Source organism: Pseudoselenomonas ruminis (assembly GCF_008271295.1).
Lineage (GTDB): Bacteria > Bacillota > Negativicutes > Selenomonadales > Selenomonadaceae > Selenomonas_A > Selenomonas_A ruminis.
The window spans coordinates 617,079-640,072 of sequence record NZ_VTOY01000001.1 but is presented as its reverse complement, the minus strand read 5'-3'; the positions used below and the strand labels follow the sequence as shown (position 1 = coordinate 640,072).

At 53.8% G+C, this 22,994-nt stretch carries 13 protein-coding genes; 11 read left to right on the top strand and 2 right to left on the bottom strand.

The genetic code is table 11. The features are described 5' to 3' along the window. Positions 1-29: 29 nt before the first annotated feature. The 7 genes from FZ040_RS02815 to FZ040_RS02785 all read left to right on the top strand — a co-directional run bounded on the left by FZ040_RS02815 (position 30) and on the right by FZ040_RS02785 (position 12,363). Positions 30-2,912: an EAL domain-containing protein gene (locus FZ040_RS02815; RefSeq protein WP_187620213.1), complete on the top strand. Its 2,883-nt coding sequence runs from the start codon at positions 30-32 to the stop codon at positions 2,910-2,912. A 166-nt stretch (positions 2,913-3,078) separates the two neighbouring features. Next, positions 3,079-3,999, top strand: a complete 921-nt coding sequence (locus tag FZ040_RS02810; RefSeq protein ID WP_149170599.1) for a hypothetical protein — start codon at positions 3,079-3,081, stop codon at positions 3,997-3,999. A gap of 16 nt (positions 4,000-4,015) precedes the next feature. Further along, entirely contained in the window at positions 4,016-5,323 is a 1,308-nt protein-coding gene (miaB, locus tag FZ040_RS02805; RefSeq protein WP_149170598.1) for a tRNA (N6-isopentenyl adenosine(37)-C2)-methylthiotransferase MiaB, read from the top strand. 19 nt (positions 5,324-5,342) lie between these two features. After that, positions 5,343-7,940, top strand: coding sequence for a DNA mismatch repair protein MutS (gene mutS, locus FZ040_RS02800; protein WP_149170597.1), 2,598 nt, complete (start codon positions 5,343-5,345; stop codon positions 7,938-7,940). After that, positions 7,937-9,940 carry a DNA mismatch repair endonuclease MutL gene (gene mutL, locus FZ040_RS02795; protein WP_149170596.1) on the top strand — a complete coding sequence of 668 codons (2,004 nt, stop codon included), beginning with the start codon at positions 7,937-7,939 and terminating at the stop codon, positions 9,938-9,940. The genes mutS and mutL overlap by 4 nt, the downstream gene beginning before the upstream one ends. Positions 9,941-9,952: 12 nt before the next feature. Then, positions 9,953-10,756 (top strand): class I SAM-dependent methyltransferase, encoded by an 804-nt coding sequence (locus tag FZ040_RS02790; RefSeq protein ID WP_149170595.1) that lies wholly within the window; start codon positions 9,953-9,955, stop codon positions 10,754-10,756. A gap of 224 nt (positions 10,757-10,980) precedes the next feature. Next, on the top strand, positions 10,981-12,363 hold the full coding sequence (locus tag FZ040_RS02785) for a cache domain-containing protein (protein WP_149170594.1): 1,383 nt from the start codon (positions 10,981-10,983) through the stop codon (positions 12,361-12,363). Between the two features lie 51 nt (positions 12,364-12,414). Here FZ040_RS02785 and FZ040_RS02780 read toward each other — a convergent pair whose 3' ends face one another. Beyond that, positions 12,415-13,548, bottom strand: coding sequence for a M20/M25/M40 family metallo-hydrolase (locus FZ040_RS02780; protein ID WP_149170772.1), 1,134 nt, complete (start codon positions 13,546-13,548; stop codon positions 12,415-12,417). 37 nt (positions 13,549-13,585) lie between these two features. Next, the gene (dcuC, locus tag FZ040_RS02775; RefSeq protein ID WP_149170593.1) at positions 13,586-14,860 is read right to left on the bottom strand and encodes a C4-dicarboxylate transporter DcuC; all 1,275 of its coding nucleotides are present in this window, start codon (positions 14,858-14,860) and stop codon (positions 13,586-13,588) included. 373 nt (positions 14,861-15,233) lie between these two features. On the opposite strand from dcuC, the gene FZ040_RS02770 reads away from it, so the two are divergent. The 4 genes from FZ040_RS02770 to FZ040_RS02755 all read left to right on the top strand — a co-directional run bounded on the left by FZ040_RS02770 (position 15,234) and on the right by FZ040_RS02755 (position 22,992). Beyond that, positions 15,234-16,832, top strand: a complete 1,599-nt coding sequence (locus tag FZ040_RS02770) for a ribonuclease J (RefSeq protein ID WP_296785398.1) — start codon at positions 15,234-15,236, stop codon at positions 16,830-16,832. A gap of 162 nt (positions 16,833-16,994) precedes the next feature. Continuing rightward, on the top strand, positions 16,995-18,503 hold the full coding sequence (locus FZ040_RS02765; protein ID WP_255448706.1) for a methyl-accepting chemotaxis protein: 1,509 nt from the start codon (positions 16,995-16,997) through the stop codon (positions 18,501-18,503). A 123-nt stretch (positions 18,504-18,626) separates the two neighbouring features. Beyond that, entirely contained in the window at positions 18,627-19,460 is an 834-nt protein-coding gene (gene nudC / locus FZ040_RS02760; RefSeq protein WP_149170592.1) for an NAD(+) diphosphatase, read from the top strand. 148 nt (positions 19,461-19,608) lie between these two features. Next, the gene (locus FZ040_RS02755) at positions 19,609-22,992 is read left to right on the top strand and encodes a DNA polymerase III subunit alpha (RefSeq protein WP_149170770.1); all 3,384 of its coding nucleotides are present in this window, start codon (positions 19,609-19,611) and stop codon (positions 22,990-22,992) included. Positions 22,993-22,994 lie beyond the last annotated feature (2 nt).

Here is a 22,994-nt window from a genome sequence, read left to right as displayed (position 1 = left end):
TTGAGCGGGCAAAATTAAGGATGGATGGAATGAAAGGGAATAACCGATGGGGGATGGCTGTCTGCTTTGTCCTGTTGATGCTTTGGGGAACAACGGCGGCCGCACGTCCTGTGCTGCGAGTGGGAATCGAGTATGTTCATCCCGGTTATGTGGTTCAGGACAGCGATGGGTACTATCATGGCATGGATACGGACTACATGCAGGCTTTGGCGGCATACGCTGGCATGGATTGCGAGTTCATACAAGGAAGCCAGGCCGATAATGAGCGCCGCCTGGCCAATGGCGAGATTGATGTAATTCCCGGCTTGGTCATGACGGAAGAGCTTCGTCAGGTAATGGACTTTTCCAAGCTGCCGATGGGGAAAATCAATAGTTCGTTGTTCTTGCATGGTGGAACGCAGCGGTTTGATACTTACGGGCAAATGGGGCGCCCGCTGAAACTTGGCTTTTTGGCGCATGGCTACAAGAGCCCGATTTTTGAAAAAGTTGTGCAGGCTGAGGGCATTTCCTATGAGCCGTTTGTCTTTCACGACACAAAGGAGTTATTAGCTCATTATCATGACCAGCAGCTCGATGGTTTTTTGCTTGGCAACCGGCTGCAGGGCGTCGAGCCAGCCGCGGAATTTGACAATAATTATCTTCATTTTGCGGTGCGCAAGGGCAATGTGGAGCTCTGGCAAAAACTGAATTTGGCAGCAGACCGGCTGTCACTGGCCGAGCCGCAGCTGTTGGAGCGCTTGTATTGGCAGTATCATGTCAACGATGACGAGACGCCGCTTATGCTCATGAAGTCAGAGCGGCAGTATCTGGCAGAAAAGAAGAAGCTTCGCGTCGTATTGACTGCGAAAGAGCGGCCGTATTCGTATAAGGAAAACGGTGAGGTCAAGGGGATTTTGGCCAGCTTAGCGGAGAGAATGGGCGAGGACCTCGGTGTGGAGGTTGAGGTTATCGCGGTTGATTCTTTGCCCGAGGCTTTTGCTGTGATTAAGAATGGCGAGGCGGATTTCCTGCTGGGAATTTATTCCGATTATGGCTGGGCAGCCAAGAATAATATGAACATCACGGTGCCGATGTTTACGGCTCATGCTACTGGCGTAACGCGGCGCCAGCCGCTTTCCAGTCATCCGCGCGTAGCTGTGCAAAAGGATTCGTTTCATGTGGAAGCGCATTTGAAAAAGCGCTACGATGAATCACAGTTCGTTTATTGTGATTCGCCTGAGGGGTGCTTGCAGGCTGTTTCGGAAGGCCGGGCGGACATCACCTACGTGCGGGTGGTTACGGCCCAGTATTACATTTGGAAGGGAACGTATCCGGACCTTATGATGACTGGCGGTGTGGCACTGTCTTATCCTATGTCCGTTGGTGTTTCCAAGGATGCCGACGAACGGCTGCTGCCGATTTTAGACCGCGAACTCGTTCACATTGGGCCGCATAAAATTTGGGAGCTCATTAACGACAGCTCGGTCAATCTTGAGGCAGAACGGTCTATCTGGTCACTATTGTATATGCATCCGCGCAAAACCCTGCTGGCTTTCCTGCTTGTGGTGGCTGTCGTGGGGGCGTTTATGCTCCGCCTTATGTATATGCGTCATCGTCATATCAAATCGATTCAGGAGATGCTTTACCGCGATGCCAGCACGCTGCTGCGCAACCGCGTCTGGCTCGAACAGGAAGCGGTTAAACGGATGTCGCTGGTCTCGGCCGATACGATGGAACAGTGCGCGATTGTGGTGTTTGTACTGCCGCGGATGGAATATCTGGAAGCCGTTTATGGGCAGCACGTCGTCGATGAAGCCCTGCGCAAACTTGCGCTGGATTCGGGCGCGGCGAAAACCTGGGCGCAGGCAGTTGGCGTGCGCTCAAGCGCTGGCCAGGTTATTGTACTGACTACCCCGCAGAAACAGAATCAGCTGCTGCAATGCGTCAACAAAGTGATTTCCCAGCACGAATTGCTGGAAGTCGGCTCGATGCGCGTGGGCATCAGCCTGAGGGCTGGCGGAAGCTTTTTGAAGCAGGCCGCAACGATGGAGGAAAGCATCCGCCAGGCCGTGCTGCAGGCGGAAATCGCCGCCAGCGAAGCGACCGAAAACAATATGCGGTTCTACGATGAAAACCTGTTAGAGCGGCAGCAGCTGGCACTAAAAATCCAGAACTGCATGAAGCAGGCCATCGAGCAGCGGGAATTTGAGGTCTGGTACCAGCCAAAATACGATTTGAAATCGCGTAAATGCATCGGCGCAGAAGCCTTGGTGCGCTGGAACAGCAAGGAGCTTGGCTTTTTGCTGCCAGGCGATTTTATCGATTTGTTTGAGCGGACGGGATTTATCACGAAGCTCGACTTCTACAATCTCGAACGCGTCTTTAGCTTCCAGCGCCGCCGCCTAGAACATGGGCGACCGATTGTGCCGATTTCGGTCAATCAGTCGCGGCTTCATTTAAATGAGCCCGATTATTTGCCGAAGATGCGGGCACTTACCAAACAGTTCCGCTCGGCTGATGGGATTCAGCTCGAGATAACCGAGACGGCGTTTGAACTCGAGGGGGCTAAGCAAAAGAAGGCAGCTCTTACGGCCATGCTGTCGCTTAAAAAGATGGGGTACGAGCTTTCCATCGACGATTTTGGCAGCGGCTATTCGGACATGGCGCTTTTGAATGTCATGCCGTTTGATGTTATGAAGCTTGACCGCAGCCTGCTCGTAGCCGCCGAAGGCTCCCAGCGCATGCGCACCGTGGTAAAACATGCGGTGCAGATGGCGGAAGAACTCGGCATGCGGGTGCTCTGCGAGGGCATTGAGTCGAAGGAGCAGGAAGAAATCCTTATCGCGTGCGGCTGCCGCTATGGCCAGGGATTCCTGTATGGGAAACCGATGCGCGAAGAAGAATTTGACCGGTTCCTCGATGAACATCTCTGATAAGCCGTGCTTAAATAGAGGAGGCTTCCCCATGTGGCAGCAGCTGCTGTGGCATGGGGAAGTTTTTCGTTTGGCAGCTGGGGAAAATATTTTGTCCTTGGCAAAAATTAAACATTAGCGTTATAATAAACTATTGCTGATTATTAAGAATGAGGAGTTGTTCACCATGGCTAATGAACCATCCCGGATTACGGACAATTTATTGAATGTCTTTAATTATTGCTTTGTAGAAACTGTACCTTATGCGTTTTTTAAACCAAATCCGGAACGGGATATCCCGGTGAAGCTTGTCGGCAAGGAATATCATTGTGAATGCTGTGGCAAAGTGTCAACGGTCAAATACAACGAACGTCCGCTGACGTATTATTCCAAGGGCAAACTGGCCCAGGAACGCCGCATCTACGATAAATTGGGCAAGGAGTTCCCCTTTATGGGCGAAATCGAGGACGGAGCGCCGTTTACGAATGCAGCCATCGGCCTTTGCGCCGAGTGTGCGAAAAAAGAGGTATTGACGGCCGATTCGCCGGAACAAATGGCGGTTAATCTGTCGGGACAGCTTCATCGCGCCGATGAACTGCTGGTGGCAAAGGCGCGGGCGGCAATGGAAAAATCGCTGGCAGATTGGCTGGCAAAGGTGGAAAAGCCCGAGGATTTCTTGCCGTATAATCTGACCGACTTTAATGCGCTGCGCGATTTCATCTGCGCGGTTATGCTCGAAGATACTTCGCCGGTTGAAGCGATTTTGCGCGAGTACCGGGAAGAAATCGCCGGCATTGAAACGAAGCTGCGCGGGCTGCTCGAGACCCTTCCTGAGTCATGGAAGGCTTATGCCGCGCGGTCAACGGCGGTGTTCGAGTCGATGAACGATAAGATGTATCATGAATATACGGTCGTATTCCCCGCACCGGGGCAGATGCCGGAAGACTATTATATTTATCGGACCATTGAGAAGAAGCGCGTGTTGATGTTCCTCGAACAGCCGCGAGTCGAAGAACTTGAGGAATTGTTGATGGAAGTCGGGTTCCACGGCGAATGGATTGATATGGTGACGAGCCGTTTGGAGTCACTGGCGCACGAAAAAGAATAAGGAGAATTTTATTTACATGAAAAAGGCTTTTATTGGCGTCTACGGATGCCAGATGAATATCAGTGATGCCGAGCGCATGGAAGGGCAGCTTAAGACCATCGGCTATGAGCGCGTCGAGGAGATGGAGGGGGCAGACCTCATCCTCTTAAATACCTGCTGCGTGCGCGAGACGGCGGAGGATAAGGTTTACGGCAAGATTGGGGAAATCAAGCATTTAAAGCGCGCCAATCCGGACCTCATCTTCGGCATCACGGGCTGCATGGCGCAGAAGGAGAGCGACGGGCTCATCAAGCGCGCGCCGCATATTGATTTCGTGCTGGGCACGAATAAGGTCCATGAACTCACGCATGTCGTGCAGGAAATCGAGCGCGAGCGCGGCCATATCGTTGACACGCAGCTCGGCGAGACCGAACTTCCCGACGATGTGCCGGTGGCGCGTGGGGGCAAGTTCTCGGCCTGGGTGCCCATCATGTACGGCTGCAACAATTTCTGCACCTACTGCATCGTTCCGTATGTGCGCGGCCGCGAGCGCAGCCGTCTGCCCGAGGATGTCGTAAACGAAGTCCGCGAGGCGGTGGCGCAGGGCTATACGGAAGTCACGCTGCTTGGCCAGAATGTCAATTCGTACGGCAAAGACCATAAGCTGGCGGATTTTGCCGACCTCTTGAAAATGGTCGACGAAGTGCCGGGTATCAAGCGCGTGCGCTTTATGACGTCGCATCCGAAGGATTTGAGCGACAAGGTCATCGCCGTGATCCGTGATGGCAAGCATATCTGCGAGCATATCCATCTGCCGGTGCAGTATGGCAGCAATAAGATTTTGAAGGCAATGAACCGCGTCTATACGGTCGAAAGCTATAAGGATTTGGTACGCCGTATCCGCCAGGAGATTCCGAATGCCGCGCTGACCACGGATCTTATCGTGGGATTCCCTGGCGAGACCGACGAGGATTTTGCCGAGATGCTCGCGTTCCTCAAGGAAATCCGCTATGACTCGGCCTATACGTTTATCTATTCGAAGCGCTCGGGCACGCCGGCGGCGACGATGGAAAATCAGGTTGACGACAAGGTCAAGCACGAGCGTCTCGAACAGCTCATGGCCCTGCAGAACGAAATCAGCTTTGAAATCAATCAGGGCCTCAAGGATAAAGTGCTCGAGGTCATGGTCGAAGGGCCGAGCAAGAACGATGCGGCCATCTGGAACGGCCGCACGCGCACGAATAAGATTGTCCTGTTCGAGCATAAGGACGAACAGGAAGGCGACTTTATCAATATCAAGATTACCCATCCGCAGACCTGGGTCCTTAAAGGCGAGCGGGTATAAATAGACCGGAGGTATTTACATGGAACTTACGCCAATGATGCAGCAGTATCTGGCTACGAAGGAGCAGAATCCCGGGAGCATCTTGTTTTTCCGCTTGGGCGATTTCTACGAGATGTTTTTTGACGACGCCCGGATTGTCTCCAAGGAGCTGGGCCTGACCCTTACGAGCCGCAGCGGCAACAAGGACAAAGCGCCGATGTGCGGAGTACCGTATCATGCGGCGGAGACCTATATCAACAAGCTCGTCGGCCGGGGCTACAAGGTGGCGATTGCCGAGCAGATTGGCGACCCGAAGGCAAAGGGACTTACGAAACGTGAAATCATTAAGATTATCACGCCGGGTACCGTGCTGTCCGAGTCGGCACTTAAAGATGCGCAGAACAACTACATCGCGCTGGTCTATGAAAAGAATGAAGATATTGTGCTCGCTGGCGCGGATATCTCCACGGGCGAGTGTTTCTATGGCATCTACACGGGGGGCAACCGCCTGCAGATGCTGTTGGATGAGCTCTACCGCCTTGCGATGCCTGAACTGCTCGTCGTCGGGAAGCCCTCCTTTATGGACGCGCTCAAGGAGTTTACGGACCTGCGTCTGCCAAACTGCTCGTACACGCTGCGCGAGGAGATTTCCCGCGCCGTCGACGACCGCATCATCCAGCATTTCGATGCGGCAACGCGGCCCGACAGCCAGGAGGCAAAAGAGGCTGTGGCAACGCTGCTTGACTACCTGCACGAGACGGTCATGACCGACCTCACGCATTTAAACAAGCTCACGTATCTTGATGCGTCCGAAAACCTCGTCATCGATACCTATACGCTGCGCAATCTTGAAATCACGCGCAACCTGCGTGATGGCGGCAAGAAGGATACGCTCCTTGATGTGCTCGACTTCACTGAGACGGCCATGGGCAGCCGTCTGCTCAAAAAATGGCTGGAGTATCCGCTGCTCAATGTGCTGCCGATAAACCGCCGTCTCGATGCGGTGGAGGAGCTCACCCAGGACTTTTCCCTGCGCGGCGGCCTGCGGGCAGATTGCAAGGAAATCCACGATTTCGAGCGGCTGCTCACGCGCATTGAGGTCGGCACGGCCAATGCCCGCGACCTTATCGCGCTGAAGATTTCACTCATGTGCCTGCCGGGCATCCAGCAGCATATGGCAAATGTCAAGTCGCAGGTGCTTACGGAGTGCAAGGCGGGCATTCAGTCCTTTGATGCCCTCGTGGACCTTTTGCAGCGCTCCATTGTCGAGGAGCCGGGCATTTCGCTGCGCGAGGGTGGCATCATCAAATCCGGCTACAATGCCGAGCTTGACGAATACCGCCGCATTGCCCATGACAGCAAGGCCATGCTGCAGGAAATCGAGGAGCGCGAAAAGGAAGCGACGGGCATCAAGTCGCTGAAGATTGGCTACAACAAGGTCTTCGGCTACTATATCGAGGTGCGCCACAGCGGCACGGATCTGGTGCCGGACCGCTATATCCGCAAGCAGACGCTGGCCAATGCCGAGCGCTATATCACCGAGGAGCTCAAGGAATTTGAGACGAAAATCCTCGGCGCCCAGGAAAAGATCGTGCAGATCGAGTACAATCTGTTCACCGAAGTCCGGGAGACCATCAAGAGCCAGCTGACGGAAATCCAGGCCACGGCCCATGAGATTGCGATTGTCGATGTGCTCACAAGCCTGGCGGAGGCGGCCAGCACCTATAACTACGTGCGTCCCCGCATGACAAATGACGGCGTCATCGACATCAAGGATGGCCGTCATCCGCTGGTGGAGCGCATCTTGACGCGGGATCTCTTCGTGCCGAACGATACGCGGCTCAACCATAACGACTGCGAAATCATGCTGATTACGGGGCCGAATATGGCCGGTAAGTCGACTTATATGCGGCAGGTGGCGCTTTTAACGCTTATGGCGCAGATCGGCAGCTTTATCCCGGCGCGCGAGGCCGCCATCAGCCCGGTTGACCGCATCTTTACGCGCATCGGTGCCAGCGATGACCTCGTGAGCGGCCAGAGTACGTTTATGGTCGAGATGAATGAGGTGGCGCAGATCCTGAAATATGCGACGAAGGACAGCCTCGTGATTCTCGATGAGATTGGCCGCGGCACGAGTACGTTTGACGGCATGAGCATCGCGCGTGCCGTCATCGAGCATATCGAAAGCAAGGTCCATGCTAAGACCCTGTTTGCCACCCATTACCATGAACTTACGGACCTCGAGGACGATAAGGTCAAGAACTTCTGCGTGGCAGTCAAGGAACGCGGTACGCAGGTGGCGTTCCTGCGCCGCATTGTCGCAGGCTCGGCCGATAAGTCATACGGCATCCATGTCGCGCGGCTCGCAGGCCTGCCGAAGGCCGTGACAAAACGGGCAGAAGATATCCTCGCCGCGTTGGAGTCGGAGCAGGGCGCTGAAGCAGCTGCCGCCGTGGCACAGGTCGCAAAACCTGCGCCAAAGGCGGCAGAATCTGACGCTATGATGGGCTCGCTGTTTGCGAGCAGCTTAAGCGACACATTATTAGCGCTTGACGTTATGACAATGACGCCGCTTGAGGCGATGAATGAACTTTACAAACTGCAGGAGCAGGCAAAGAGGGAGGCTGGACAGGCATGAGTCTTATCCATGTTTTGGACGATAACACCATCAACAAGATTGCTGCCGGTGAGGTGGTAGAACGGCCGGCGTCGGTCATCAAAGAGCTGATAGAAAATGCAATGGATGCTGGCGCAAACCGTATCGAAGTCGAGATCATGGCCGGCGGCACCAGCTTCATGCGCGTTACCGATAACGGCAAGGGCATGAGCATGGAGGATGCCAAGCTTGCTATCTTGCGCCATGCGACGAGCAAGATCCGCGAGGTCGGCGACCTTAACACCATCGGCACGCTGGGCTTTCGCGGCGAGGCTTTGCCGACGATTGCCTCGGTTTCGCGCTTTACGATGCTCACGCGGCAAAAGGGCGATGACCTCGGCACGCGCGTCGATATCAGCGGCGGCAAGACGCCCGATATCATCGAGACGGGCTGTGGACTTGGCACGACGATAAAGGTCGAGGACCTCTTTTTCAACACGCCCGCGCGTAAGAAATTCCTCAAGACGAATCATACCGAGGGCTCGAAAATCAACGACTTTATCGTAAAGCTCGCCCTGTCGCGGCCTGATATCGAGTTCCACTTCATCAATAACAATAAGGTGTCGGTCGTGACGCCGGGTAATGACAATCTGTTCGACACGATACAGGCTATCTATGGCGCCAATGTCGCCGATTCGTTGCTCGCTCTGAATTTCGAGAGCGAAGAGGTGAAAATCAGCGGCTATATCACCAAACCGTCGATGCTAAAGAGCAGCCGCGGCTGGCAGACTTATATTGTCAACGGCCGCATCATCCAGAACCGCGCGATTGCCAAAGCGATCGATAATGCCTATAAATCGCTGATTCCCAAGAGCGGTTTCCCGCTGGCCGTACTAAAGATTGAGGTGCCGCAGCGCACGATTGATGTCAACGTTCATCCGCAGAAGAGCGAAATGAAGTTTGAAGACGAAGGGCTTATCTTTAAAGCCGTCTACAAATCAGTGCTCGATGCCATCCGTCCAGCCTCGGACCGGGCGCTCGGTGAAGTTGCTGCTGTCGTCGAAAAGCCGCGGCCAAGCTATACGATGGAGCCGATGCATTTCGTACCGGCAACGGAGCCAATGGGGCAAAGTGCATCGGCATCGCCAGCTAAGCACAGCTTTGACAGCGCGCCGCGCACGATTTATGAGGCCGTTCACCGGCCGGTCAGCCAGCCGTCCATGAGCTTTGCCGACGCGCAGGAAGAGCTCCAGCAGGCGCGGCAGGTGCACTATCCTTCGGCTGAAGCCCATGAGGCTGTGGCAGAGCACACTGGGGATTTTGGCCAAATTGACAAGTCAAAATTGACAAGTCAAGTTGACAAGTCAAATCTGACCGGTCAAACTGACTTGTCAGATTTGGGGCAGGAAGGGGATCTGGCACCGCAGTCCGACTGCGATGGGCAGACTCTGCTCGATGCCGATGGCACGATTATCCCGATTGGTCAGGTTGACCTTACCTATATCATCGCGCAGGACGCCAAGGGACTTTATCTTATCGACCAGCATGCGGCCCATGAGCGCATCTTGTTTGATAAGCTCTCGGCGATGGCCGATGGCATTCCGTCGCAGCAGCTCTTGGTGCATCAGCTTTTGACCTTTGACCGCAAGGAAGCCGCGCTCGTTGAGGAAAATAAAGAGCTGTTTGGAAGGCTCGGTTTCCACATGGAGTCGGCGGGGGATTTGGATTACCGCCTTATGGAAGTGCCGGCCGATGTGCCGGTCAGCGAGGCTGAGGATATCATCCGTGAAATCCTCACGGGCCTTAACGAGATGCATGAGACGACGGCCAAGGAAATCCGCCAGCACTGCCTGGCGACGACGGCCTGCCGCGCAGCCATCAAAGCGGGCGAGGAGCTCAACCTGCGGCAGATGCAGATTCTCTTAGAGGAGCTTTCGCATACGCCGTTCCCGTATACCTGCCCGCATGGACGGCCGACAATCTTGAAATTTTCCAGTGAGGATTTAGCCAAGATGTTCAAGCGGACAGGCTTTGGCTTTTGATAGGGAGGTACTATGACAGAAAACCAGCTTTCGGCGGCTGTTACGACGGCGCGGAAATGGAATGACGAGACGATTGCGCTGGCCAAGGCGACGGCGGAAAAACTCGGCATCGTCTATGCGCCGCGCGAGCGTTTGTCGGTGGATGAGGTGCGCGAGCGCTATCAGGTGGATTTCGTGCTCGTGGCCAAGCAGGACCTGCTCGTGCTCGACACGCCGCAGGGCGAGCTCTTCTTCCATCCGAACATGGCGCATCTGCGGCTCAAGAACATTCGCAAGGGCGATGGCGACCGCATGTCTGAGGCCATGGATTTAAAGCCCGGCATGTCGGTGCTTGACTGCACGTTAGGCTTTGGCGCTGACTCGATCGTCGCCAGCTTTGTCGTTGGCCCTGAGGGCAGTGTCACGGGGCTTGAATCGCAGCCGCTCATCGAGGCGGTCGTGAGCCGCGGGCTGTCGCATTTTGCTGGCGACACCTGGCGCATTATCGAGGCCATGCGCCGCGTCAAGACGGTTTGCACGGATTCGCTTGCTTATCTTAAGAGCCAGCCCGATAAATCGGTCGATGTCGTCTACTTTGACCCGATGTTCCGCCATCCGCTGATGGACAGCGCGAGCCTTACGCCACTGCGCACGGTGGCCAATCATGCGGCGCTTAGCCAAGAGCATATCGAAGAGGCGCGCCGCGTGGCCCGTCATCGCGTCGTGTTCAAGGAAAACGCGCGCAGCGGCGAATTTGCGCGGCTTGGTTTTTCGCGCATCGAGGGCGGCAAATACAGCAAAGTGCATTACGGCGTTATGGCGCTTGACGAAGAATAAATGAGCATAGAAAAACGACCGGCTGCTGGCAGAGATTTGCCGCAGCCGGTCGTTTTTGGCTTTACATGGTGATTATGACGTAACTTTTAGTTTTGCTATACTACAGATTGGGATTTTTTGACTTTGACAATTCAATAAGAGTATAATTAGCCTAACGTTATTGTAAATCTTTTTCGTGTCTTTCGGTATGTGTTGGCGTGGTTTCGCTTGCCAGGAGGATTTTTATGATGCAGTTTAAATCCATACAATCACGATTGACAACAATATTTATAGGGATATCGATTCTGACCATGCTGGCTTTGGGGGGCTGTGGCATTTACGGTGCTGTGCAGGAAAATGACCGCCTGATTACCGAATACCGCAGGGATATGGAGGATAATGCCAAACTTCAGCTTGAATGGCAGACACATTCGGCGCTAAGTGTCGTGGACAGCTGCTATCAGGCGCAGCTGCGCGGCGAGCTCACCCAGGAGGAGGCCATGCAGCGCGCCGCTGACCTTGTCCGCAATATGCGCTATGACAACGGGCAGGGATATTTCACGATCGATACTGACCAGGGCGTCAATGTCGTTTTGCTCGGGACGGCTGCCGAGGGCAAGCTGCGCATTGATGCCAAGGACCCCCAGGGCCGGTATTTCATCCGTGAGATGATTGCGCAGGCTAAGCAGGGCGGCGGTTATTCCGATTTCTTGTTCCCAAAGCCGGGACTTACCGAGCCGCTGCCCAAGCGCTATTATACGATGGAGTTTGCGCCTTACCATTGGGTTATTGGCACGGGCATCTGGCTGGACCAGATTGACCGCCGCGTGGCTATGCGCGAAAAAGCCTTTGTTCAGAATATGAAAGAACAGGTCATTCGCACGCTTACGGGCCTGTTCCTGCTCGAAATCTTATTTGTGCTGATGGCGATTGTTATCGGACGCCGTCTGGCCTATCCGATTCAAGTGGCGACCAAAAGAATGCGCGAGCTTGGCAATGGCAGACTCAAGATGGATGACCAGACCGAAGCCGAGATGCAGGATCTATCCAAGCGCGACGATGAACTCGGTGCCATGAGCCGGGCGATGAATGAAATGAACCAGAAGCTATACGACAACCAGCGCATTATCCTGCGCATGGCGCGGAACGACGCGCTGACCGGGCTGGCCAATCGACGCTATTTTACGGAATATATCCAGAAGTGCTCGGAGGATACGCTGTTCACGCTGATATCGCTTGACCTCGACCACTTTAAGTTGGTTAATGACAACTATGGCCATCAGACGGGCGATGCGGCGCTGTTGATTTTTGCAGAAGTATTGAAAAGCCAGTTTACTGATGCGCTCAATGTCCGCATGGGCGGCGATGAATTTCTCGTGGTGCTCACGGGAAATGTCGACCATGCGGAGACGGAGGCGCGGCTGCAGGCGTTTATGCGCCAGCTGGTCGCCGTTTACCGGCAGGATGAAGGCCTCAAATGCCTGACGGTCAGTGCCGGCATTGCCTATGCAAAGGAACAGCCCGTACCAATCGAAGTGCTTATGAGCCACAGCGATGAGGCGCTCTATGAGGCAAAGGCCTGCGGCCGCTGCTGCTACCGCGTCTATCAGGAGGAAAATGCTTTATAATACGAATCCCCGTTGACAAAACGTCAACGGGGATTTTGGTATCAAATTTGTTTATTTTAATTTGGCACCCTCAACGACAATCTGCAGAGCCCAGCGGGCAGCATCGTAGAGGTCTTTCTCTTCGATGTATTCTTCCTTCGTGTGGCAGTTTTCCATGCCGACGGCAAGGACGACCGTTGGTACCCCATAGGTGTTGAAGTGGTTGGCATCGGAGCCGCCGCCCGATTCTTCAAGCTTTATCGGAAAGCCGAGTTTTTGTGCGGCCTTACTCGCAAGCTTTATGGCCGGGCAGTCTTTGGCAAGTTCGTAGGGGCCGTAATCCGGGCTTACATCGGCCGTAATCTGGCAGCCGGTGGCTTTTGCGCCTTCCGTGAAGTGGTCGACGATAGCCTGCGTAATCTGGTCGAGCTTTGCCTTGTTGCGGCTGCGGCTCTCGTAGTAGATGTCACAGGTATCGGCAACGACGTTGGTGGCACTGCCGCCGATAATCTTGCCGGCGTTGCAGGTCGTTTCCTCGTCGATGCGGCCCTGCGGGGCACTAGCGAGCAGTTTTCCAGCTGCGATGATGGCATTGTTGCCAGTCTCGGGCGCAACGCCTGCATGTGCGGCCTTGCCCTGGATGTGGATGTGCAGCTGATTCTTGCCCGGGGCCATGAACGTCATGCATCCCGGATGGTTATGCGTGTCGAGCGTGTAGCCAAAATCAGCATGCAAAAGGCTCGTGTCAAGATTTTGCGAACCGTGGACGCCGTTTTCCTCGGCAATCGTAAAGACGATTTGCAGCGGGCCATGCGGGAGCTTTTGCTCGCGCAGCTGCCGCAGCGTTTCGAGGATAGCTGTGACACCTGCCTTATCGTCGCCGCCGAGAATCGTCGTGCCGTCGGAGCGGATGATGCCGTTTTCGCGAATCGGCTGCACGTTGCCGCACGGCTCGACGCAGTCCATATGGGCGGTCAGCATGATGGTGGGTAAATCCTTGTGGGCTTCGTCGGACGCAGGGAAATCGGCGATGAGATTGCCGCAGTTGCCGCCGAGCTTTTCGCCGGCCGTGTCCTCGTGGACCGTGCCGCCAAGCTCCGTCAGGCGCATGGTCAGAAGATCGCCTATTTCGCGCTCGTCATGGGTTGAGCAGCGGATTTTAACGAGTTCAAGGAATTCGTCGAGCACGCGCTGCTCGTTGATTATATCAGACATGAAAAGACTTCCTTTCTCGGAACCTGTCTTAGAGCAGGATCATCAAAACGATGGCTGCGGTAAGGCAGGGAAGCGCATTGCGCTTGGATACTTCAATTGGGTTGACCTTGGCAAGACCGGCGCAGATAATGGCCGCACCGGCAACCGGCGACATCGAGCGCCCCATAGCACCGGCAATCTGGGCAAGGGAGCCGAGGTCCATGATGCTCATGCCGAAGTGTTCGGCAAAGGGCGTGACGGCACCGTTAAAGGCAAAGGCTGCCGCGTCGCCCGAACCGGAGATGACGGCGATGAAGAACGGGCCAAAAGTGCCAGCTGCGGCCGCAATCGAAGAGGATCCCTTCATGAGGTCCGTAAGAGCGCCCGTGAGGCCGACGGCCGTCATACCCGTCGTGAATACGCTGGCGCAGACGATAAGACCGATGACGTCGCAGTAGGCATCGCCCATGCCTTTGAAGAAGTTGCGGCAGATTTCCTGGGCATTGCTCCAGGTGACCAGCAGGCCGAGGATGACACCGATGAGCATCGAAAGCGGTACGCTGATTTCCGGCAGGATGCCAATCTGTTTGGAACCCAAAATCAAGAGGAACAGCGGAACCAGGGGAACGAGTGCATAAATCGGATTCACTTTGAAATCTTCAAAACTGAGTTTTTCATCGGCCTGCATCTTAGCCAGATAAATCTGGCTGCGTTTATCCGAAGCGCCTTCGTTGCGCAGGGCGGCATAAATCGTCAGTACGATGACGCAGGCAACCGAGGCGATGATGGATGCCGGCGTTTCGTTGATGATGACGGTCATCATGTCGGTGCCGGCAAGGTCAGCGACAAATGGATTGTGCGCATTGCCCGGGCTGATGGCACTGCCCCAGGTTCCCGCAAGAACGGTGGCGGCAGCCATGGCCGGATGAACGCCAGCGGCAATCAGCGTCGGAATCAGGATACTGCCGACCGCAGCCGAGCAGCCCGAGGCCGAAGGAATCGCCAGACTAATCCACCAGGTCAGCAGAAAGGAGAGCGGCACGAGCAGGGCGCGCCCCTTATGCAGGATACCCGAAATGGATTGAACGAGGTGCTGGTCGCAATGGGTGAGTTTCATGACATACGAGAAACCCATGACCGTACAGATTGTCGGCACCAGCGAGTTGTTTACCATGGCTTTGGTGAAGGCCTTCATAACGTCTCCCGGAAGGCCGCCGATAAGGCACATGATAAGGCCGGCGCTAAACAGCACCAGCCGGGCTTCGTACTTTTTGACGATGAGTACGAAGGTGAGAATTACCAGTATTGCTCCTGCAATTAACATGATAAAACCTCCTATAATGATAGTATTTTGACATGTCAATTATACATTAATAATATTTATCTAACAATACTATATAATAATATAAATGGCGGTTTGTGATGGATATTGCCTTTAGGAAAATTGTAACCTTGTAATAAGGACGGCGCTTTTCCGGTTGCATAATCAAGGACGGAATGCTAAAATAGAAAAGAATGATTTGATCGGATACGTGTTTTCGGACACGAAGTATTTTCATTTTTTACGTTTGTTCGGACTATAATTGCGCTACGCAAATAGATATAAAATAAATATTTTGGAGGTGTAATTTTTGGCTAAAGGAGCACAAAAACTACAGATTATTCCCTTAGGCGGTCTGGGGGAAATTGGTAAAAACATGACCGTTGTCCGCGTGGATGATGAGATTCTCGTGATTGATTCGGGCTTGATGTTCCCGGAAGAAGATATGCTGGGCATTGACCTCGTTATTCCGGATATCAGTTATCTCTTGGAGAATCGCGATAAAATCAAGGCGATTGTCCTGACCCATGGACATGAGGACCATATCGGCGCGCTGCCGTATGTCCTCAAACAAATCAACGTACCGGTTTATGGTACGCGCCTGACGCTGGGCATCCTTGAGGGGCGTCTTAAGGAAAACGGCGTCGATTCAAGCAACCTGCATTCGGTCATGCAGGGCGACATCATTAACGTCGGCTGCTTCAGCGTCGGGTTCATCCGTGTCAATCATTCAATTCCAGATGCTGTCGGCCTGTCCATCAAGACGCCGGTTGGCATGATTGTCCATACGGGTGACTTTAAGCTCGACTATACGCCGATTGATGGCAAGATGACGGATTTCCGCCGTTTCTCGGATCTCGGCAACAAAGGCGTTCTGCTCATGATGGCAGATTCTACGAATGCCGAGCGCGCTGGTCACACGCCGAGTGAGAGCACGGTTGGTGCATCGTTTGACAAGGCATTCCACAATGCCCGCGGCCGCATCATCGTTGCGACGTTCTCCTCGAACGTTCACCGCATCCAGCAGGTCGTTGACACGGCGGTGCGCTATAAGCGCCGTGTTGCCGTCCTGGGCCGCAGCATGGTAAATGTCGTAAACATTTCGCTCGAGCTTGGCTATATCACTTGCCCGGAAGGCACCTTTATCGATATCGATGAAATCAACAACTTCCGTTCGGAGCAGGTGGTCATCGTCACGACGGGCAGTCAGGGCGAGCCGATGTCGGCGCTGACGCGTATGTCGGCTTCGGACCATCGCAAGGTTACGATTGTACCGGATGATACGGTCATCATTTCGGCAACGCCGATTCCAGGCAATGAAAAGCTCGTTTCCAAGACGATTGACAACCTCATGCGCCTTGGCGCCAATGTCGTATATGGACGCGATAAGGGCGTTCACGTATCGGGCCATGCGAGCCAGGAAGAGCTCAAGCTCATGCACAACCTCGTTCGTCCGAAGTTCTTCATTCCGGTTCATGGTGAGTACCATCATTTGGTACAGCATGCCAAACTGGCGCAGAGCCTCGGCATGCCGAAAGACCATATCTTCATGGGCGAGAATGGCACGGTGTTTGAGTTTACCCGCGATAAAGGCACGGTTGCTGGCAAGGTTACGGCTGGCATGGTCATGGTCGATGGTCTCGGCGTCGGTGACGTCGGCAACATCGTCCTGCGCGACCGCCGTCAGCTGTCGCAGGATGGCATCCTGATTGTCGTCGTCACGATGGATAAGGCCAGCAACACAGTCGTTGCCGGCCCGGATATCGTATCGCGCGGCTTCGTTTATGTCCGTGAATCCGAAGCTTTGATGGATGAGGCCAAGGCCCGCGTCGAGCAGGCCCTTGACCGCTGTGAGGATGAAGGCGTCAAGGAATGGGCAGCTATCAAGTCCAATGTCCGCGATGCACTTGGCCGTTATCTCTTCGAGAAGACGCGCCGCCGTCCGATGATTCTGCCAATCATCATGGAAATCTGATTGACGAACAAAATATATTGCATGTTATCCCTCTGGTTTTTCGCCAGAGGGATTTTTCTATGCAGGAAACGAATCGTTCGATGACGAATATTGCAACATAATAGATTGCTCGGAAAATATTGGATGAATTATGCCCGACGGACTGAGACAGGGAGGTATAAGATGGATCTGAAAAAGAAAACAGTATTATTCCTGAACGTATGTATTGCGTTCGCATGCCTCTGCGTTGGTATCCTGGCCTATAAGAATGCCGATGATGCCTTTTCCGCTGTCTATATTGGCAAGGTATCTGATGATGCGAAGCACCTTAGCATGCTGCTGGACAAGCAGTATCCGGGGGATTGGCAGATTAAAGATGGCAGGCTGTACAAGGGCGACAGGCTCATGGAAGACCTGACTGACGGAATTGATGGCATTGCTGGTGATGATGCGATAACCATTTTCCGTGGCAATACGCGGGTTTCGACAACCATAAAACAGGAGGGCCGCCGCGCCGTGGGAACTCAGGCGGGAGAAAAGGTGGTCGAGGCAGTAATCGGCCGCGGCGAATCCTTGTCCGTTGAGACCGATGTGCTTGGGGTGCCGTATTTTACCTGCTATTTGCCCATTGTTTCAACGAGTGGAGAACGACTGGGGATGTTCTTTGTCGGTGCACCGAGCGCGCCGGTAATCGAAGTCCAGCATCGTTTCGTCCGCAATATGATTGTTACGATTCTCCTGCTGGTGCTGATTATGGGGGTATTGGCAACCGGGATCATCACCAAGCAAATGAAGCGGATTCTCGAAGTGCAAAAGACATTAGCAGCTATTGCTGGCGGCGATTTGAGCGGCAAGGATATTGTACTTAGTGGACAGGATGAGATTGCGGAGCTTGGCCATAATACCAACACGATGAAGAAAGCGATGAAGGCCATTATGGAAAAAATTGCATCGTCCGCTGAACAGGTTGCCGGCGGCGCCAAGAATATTTCCGATTCGAGCATGGTCCTGTCGCAAGGCGCGGCGCAGCAGGCATCTTCGGTCGAGGAATTGTCTGCCTCAATTGCGGAGATTTCTTCCCAGACGAAAAGCAATGCCAATAATGCGGAGCGGGCCAATGGTATCACTGTCATTACCCGTGAAAATGCGGAAGCAGGCAATGAGGACATGCTGCGCATGCTGCGGGCAATGGAAGAAATCAATGCTTCTTCGGACGATATTTCAAAGATAATCAAAGTCATTGATGAAATCGCTTTCCAGACAAATATTTTGGCACTCAATGCGGCGGTAGAGGCTGCCCGGGCAGGCCAGCATGGCAAGGGCTTTGCGGTAGTGGCCGAAGAGGTTCGCAATCTGGCGGCACGCAGTGCCAAGGCGGCCAAAGAGACGACGGAGATGATTGAAAATTCGATTGCCAAGGTCGATAATGGACAGGCATCGGCTAAGCAGGCGGCGGAAAAACTTAAGACCATCGTGGAAAATGTATCGGAGGTGGCAGACTTAGTGGAATCCATTGCCAAGGCCTCGAAGGAACAGAGCTTGGCGATTGAACAGATTAATCAGGGCGTGCTGCAGGTATCGCAGGTGGTACAGGCTAACTCGGCTACCAGCGAACAAAGTGCTTCGGCCAGCGAAGAACTAAGCCGCCAGGCGGAACTGCTCAGCAATGAAGTACGGAAATTTAAAATATGAGTGGCGCGTAAAGAGGCATATTGTTAAGAAAGATAACCGTTGGTACAGGCTGAGGCTCGTGCCAACGGTTTTAATTTGTGATACAATGAGGCTGGGTTAACAGTTTTCGTGGAGGGCGTTGTCATGATTCAGGATATAGGACCGCATAAGTTACACAATCAGTATCAGGCAGACAAGGAATGCCAGCCGGAGGATATGATTATTTGCCTCAAGGACAAGGCGATTCTGGTCGGCGGAGAGGAGCATCAGCTGATGTTTCCGAAGCGGCAGGAGTTGGCGGGCGATTTTGACTGTCAGTATCTTTTTTCGCTTGATGAGCAGGATTATTATCTGGTGTTTGCCAAAGAGGATGTGGCGGCTGAGGGCTACCGCTATGAGTCATTGCGCGACATCCGCTATGGGTACAAGGGGCCGCGTCATTTGATGTATGCGGCGTATACGGCCTATCATCTTGCCATGTGGTATCGGGATAACCGCTTTTGCGGCCGCTGTGGTCATGAGACGCAGCACTCGGAGGTCGAGCGGGCACTCGTGTGTCCGGATTGCGGCAACGTGATTTATCCGCGGCTGATTCCGGCTGTGATTGTCGGTGTCATCGACGGCGACCGCATCCTGATGACGAAGTACGCCAACCGCAAGATGTCGTTCTATGCCTTGGTGGCTGGCTTTACCGAAATCGGCGAAACGCTTGAGGAATGTGTGGCCCGTGAAGTCATGGAAGAGGTTGGCCTCAAGGTCAAAAATATCCGCTATTACAAATCCCAGCCATGGGGCAGTGCGCTCGATATTCTCACGGGCTTTTTCTGTGAGGTTGATGGCGATACGACGATCCGGCTCGAAGAAGATGAGCTCAAAGAAGGCATCTGGATGAAGCGTGAAGACATCGAAGGGCAGGCCGATGATTTCAGTCTTACCCATGCGATGATGATGGCATTCAAAGAAGGAAAAATCCACTAAGCGTTGGTGGGTGCATGAAGTTGAGGCTTAAGCCTTCTCCAGGCGGGGAAGGCTTTTTTGCGTGGGGTATCTATGGTATACTAAAAGATACTGATTTGAGATTGTTTATGAGATAGCGTTGAAAGTAGTGATAGAAATGGTCAGCAAGATTCCTTTTTGCCACCTGCATGTACATACTGAATTCAGCCTGCTCGATGGCGCGAGCCGCATTAAGGAGCTTGTGGCCACGACGAAAGAGCTTGGCATGGATTCGCTGGCTATCACCGACCATGGCGTCATGTTCGGTGTTATTGATTTTTATAAAGAGTGCAAAAAACAGGGCATAAAGCCGATTATTGGCTGCGAGGTCTATGTCGCGCCAACCGGCCGCAAGGAGCGGCAGGAAGTCGGCGGCGTCAAATACTATCATCAGATATTGCTGGCGGAAAATCAGACCGGCTATAAAAATCTGGTGAAATTGGTATCGCTGGCAAACATTGAGGGCATGTACTATAAGCCGCGCATTGATAAGGAACTGCTGCGCGAGTACCATGAGGGGATTATCTGCCTGTCGGCCTGCATTGCCGGAGAAATTCCCCGCGCACTTATTCAGGACAATAAGGAGAAGGCTGAGGCACTGGTTCAGGAATATCTGGATATTTTTGGCAAGGACAATTTCTTCCTCGAAATCCAGAATCACGGCCTGCCCGAGGAACGCAAGGCCAATGCTGGCCTGATTGAACTGGCCCAAAAGTACGATGTCGGTCTGGTGGCAACCAATGACTGCCATTACGTCAAACGCGAAGACAGCGAGTTTCACGATGTGCTGCTTTGCATTCAGATGGGCAAGACCATCGATGACCCGGACCGCATGCGGTTTAACAGTGATGACTACTATTTAAAATCGCCGACCGAAATGGCAAATCTTTTTCCCGATTATCCCGAGGCACTTGCCAATACGCAAAAGATTGCCGAGCGCTGTCAGGTGGATTTCGAGTTTGGTCATATCCAGCTGCCGTATTATCCGATTCCGGCTCCGTATGCGGATGACGAAGCCTATCTGCGGGCACTTTGCGAGCAGGCCATGCCGTCGCATTATCCCGATGCATCGCCAGAAGTCAAAGAGCGCCTGGAGTATGAACTGGGCATCATCCATCGGATGGGGTATGACAGTTACTTCCTGATTGTCTGGGATTTTATCAATCATTCGCGCGAAGTCGGCATTTCTGTAGGCCCGGGCCGCGGTTCGGCGGCCGGAAGTATTGTTGCGTATCTGTTGGGAATTACCAATCTCGACCCGCTCAAGTACGATTTGCTGTTTGAGCGCTTCCTGAATCCGGAACGCGTAACCATGCCGGATATTGATATTGACTTTTGTTATATCCGCCGCGAAGAAGTCATCGATTATGTCAAGGAGCGGTATGGCTATGACCACGTGGCCCAGATTGTCACCTTCGGTACGATGGCGGCCAAGGGCGCGGTCCGCGATGTGGGCCGGGTACTCAATATGCCCTATGCGCAGGTGGCTGACATAGCCAAGCTCATTCCGAATGAACTCAAGATGACGCTGGATAAGGCGTTAAAAGAGTCCAAAGAGTTCAAGACGATGTATGAGTCGAGCCCCGAGGTTAAGCGCCTTATCGACCTGGCCCGCAAGGTCGAGGGGCTGCCACGTCATTCGTCGACCCATGCGGCCGGTGTCGTTATCGCGCGGAATCCGCTGACGGATTATCTGCCGGTTTCGGTTTCGGATGGGACGCTCGTAACGGAATTTGACAAGGACCATGTCGAGGAACTGGGCCTTTTAAAAATGGACTTCTTAGGCCTGCGCACGCTGACGGTTATCAGTGATACGCTGGAAAATATCAAAAAGACCCGCGGCGAAGTCGTTGACATCAACAAGATTCCGCTGGAAGACGAGCTTACGGCGAAAATGCTCTGTGAAGGGCGCACGGGCGCGGTGTTCCAGATGGAGTCCTCCGGCATGACGCAGCTCGTGAAGGATTTGGCTCCCCGCGGGTTTACGGACCTAATTCCGACGGTGGCCTTATACCGCCCGGGACCGTTGGGTAGTGGCATGGTTGAGGACTTTATCGGCGGGCGTCATGGCCGCAAGGAAGTCCAGTATATGCACCCGCTGCTCGAGCCGATTTTAAAGGAAACGTTTGGCGTCGTGCTCTATCAGGAGCAGGTCATGCAGATTGTGCAGGTATTGGCAGGTTTCACGCTGGGGCAGGCTGATTTGCTGCGCCGTGCCATGGGTAAGAAAAAACACGAAATCCTGATGGCGCAGAAGACGAACTTCCTGTCGGGCTGTGCCAAGAACAACATTGAACCTGGCCTTGCCAACCGGATTTTTGATTTGCTGACGCATTTTGCCGATTATGGGTTCAACAAATCCCATAGTGCTGCTTATGCGTTGGTGGCGTGGCAGACGGCGTACCTCAAGGCCCATTATCCGTCGGAGTTTATGGCGGCCATGCTTACGAGCATCATGGATACGCAGAAGGTGCCAACGTACATCGAACTTTGCCGCCGGATGGGCATTAAGATCCTGCCACCGGACATCAACGCCAGCTCGGCGAATTTCAGTGTCGATGGTGAGGCCGTCCGCTTTGGCCTGGCCGCCGTGCGCAATGTCGGCGAGGCGGCGATCCAGGATATCACGCAGGCCCGCCGCGAGGATGGCCCGTTTAAGTCGCTCGTAGATTTTTGCAGCCGCGTGGATATGGGTAAGGTAAATAAGCGCGTCATCGAAAGCCTTATAAAATGCGGTGCTTTTGATACCTCCGGGGCGAAGCGCAGCCAGCTCTTAGCCGTGCTCGAAAAGGCCGTGGGCGAGGCGCAGCGCCAGCAAAAAGATGCCATGAATGGCCAGCTGGGACTCTTTAGCGAAGAGACAATGGGGGAAGCCGGCGAACTCAAGCTGCCGGATATTGATGAGGTTTCCGAGGCAGAACGCCTCGAATGGGAGAAGGATACGACGGGGTTCTACATCACCGGTCATCCGCTCGACCAGTTCCGGCGGAAACTCGACAATCTGCCAGAAATTGCCACGCTTTCGACTGGCGTCGTGAAGGATAAGCAGGTCGTCCGCATTGGCGGTATGCTGACGGAACTCAAGCGCATCACGACTAAGAAAGGGGATACCATGTGCTTTGCGACGCTCGAAGATTATACCGAGCGCATCGAAGTTACCGTATTCCCGCGGACGTTTTACGAAAATGTCAATCTGCTTGTGCCCGATATGGCCGTAGTCATTCAGGGCAAGGCCGATATCGCTGACGATGGGGTCAAGATTTTGGCCGATAAAATCTGGTCCCTGCGCGACTATCAGCCCGAATATTATTTACTGCTTCCCGAAGGCGAGACGGCTGAGGATACGAAGGAAAAACTCAAAGCGATTTTGGCCGCGCATCATGGGGAACTGCCCGTCTATATCCATCAGGGACGCTGGCAGAAACTCGGGGATTCGTTCTGGGTGGACGACAGTGAGGAAGTCCAGGCGGAATTGAAAAAGCTTTTAGGCGATAAGGCCGTCAAGAAACGCTGAGG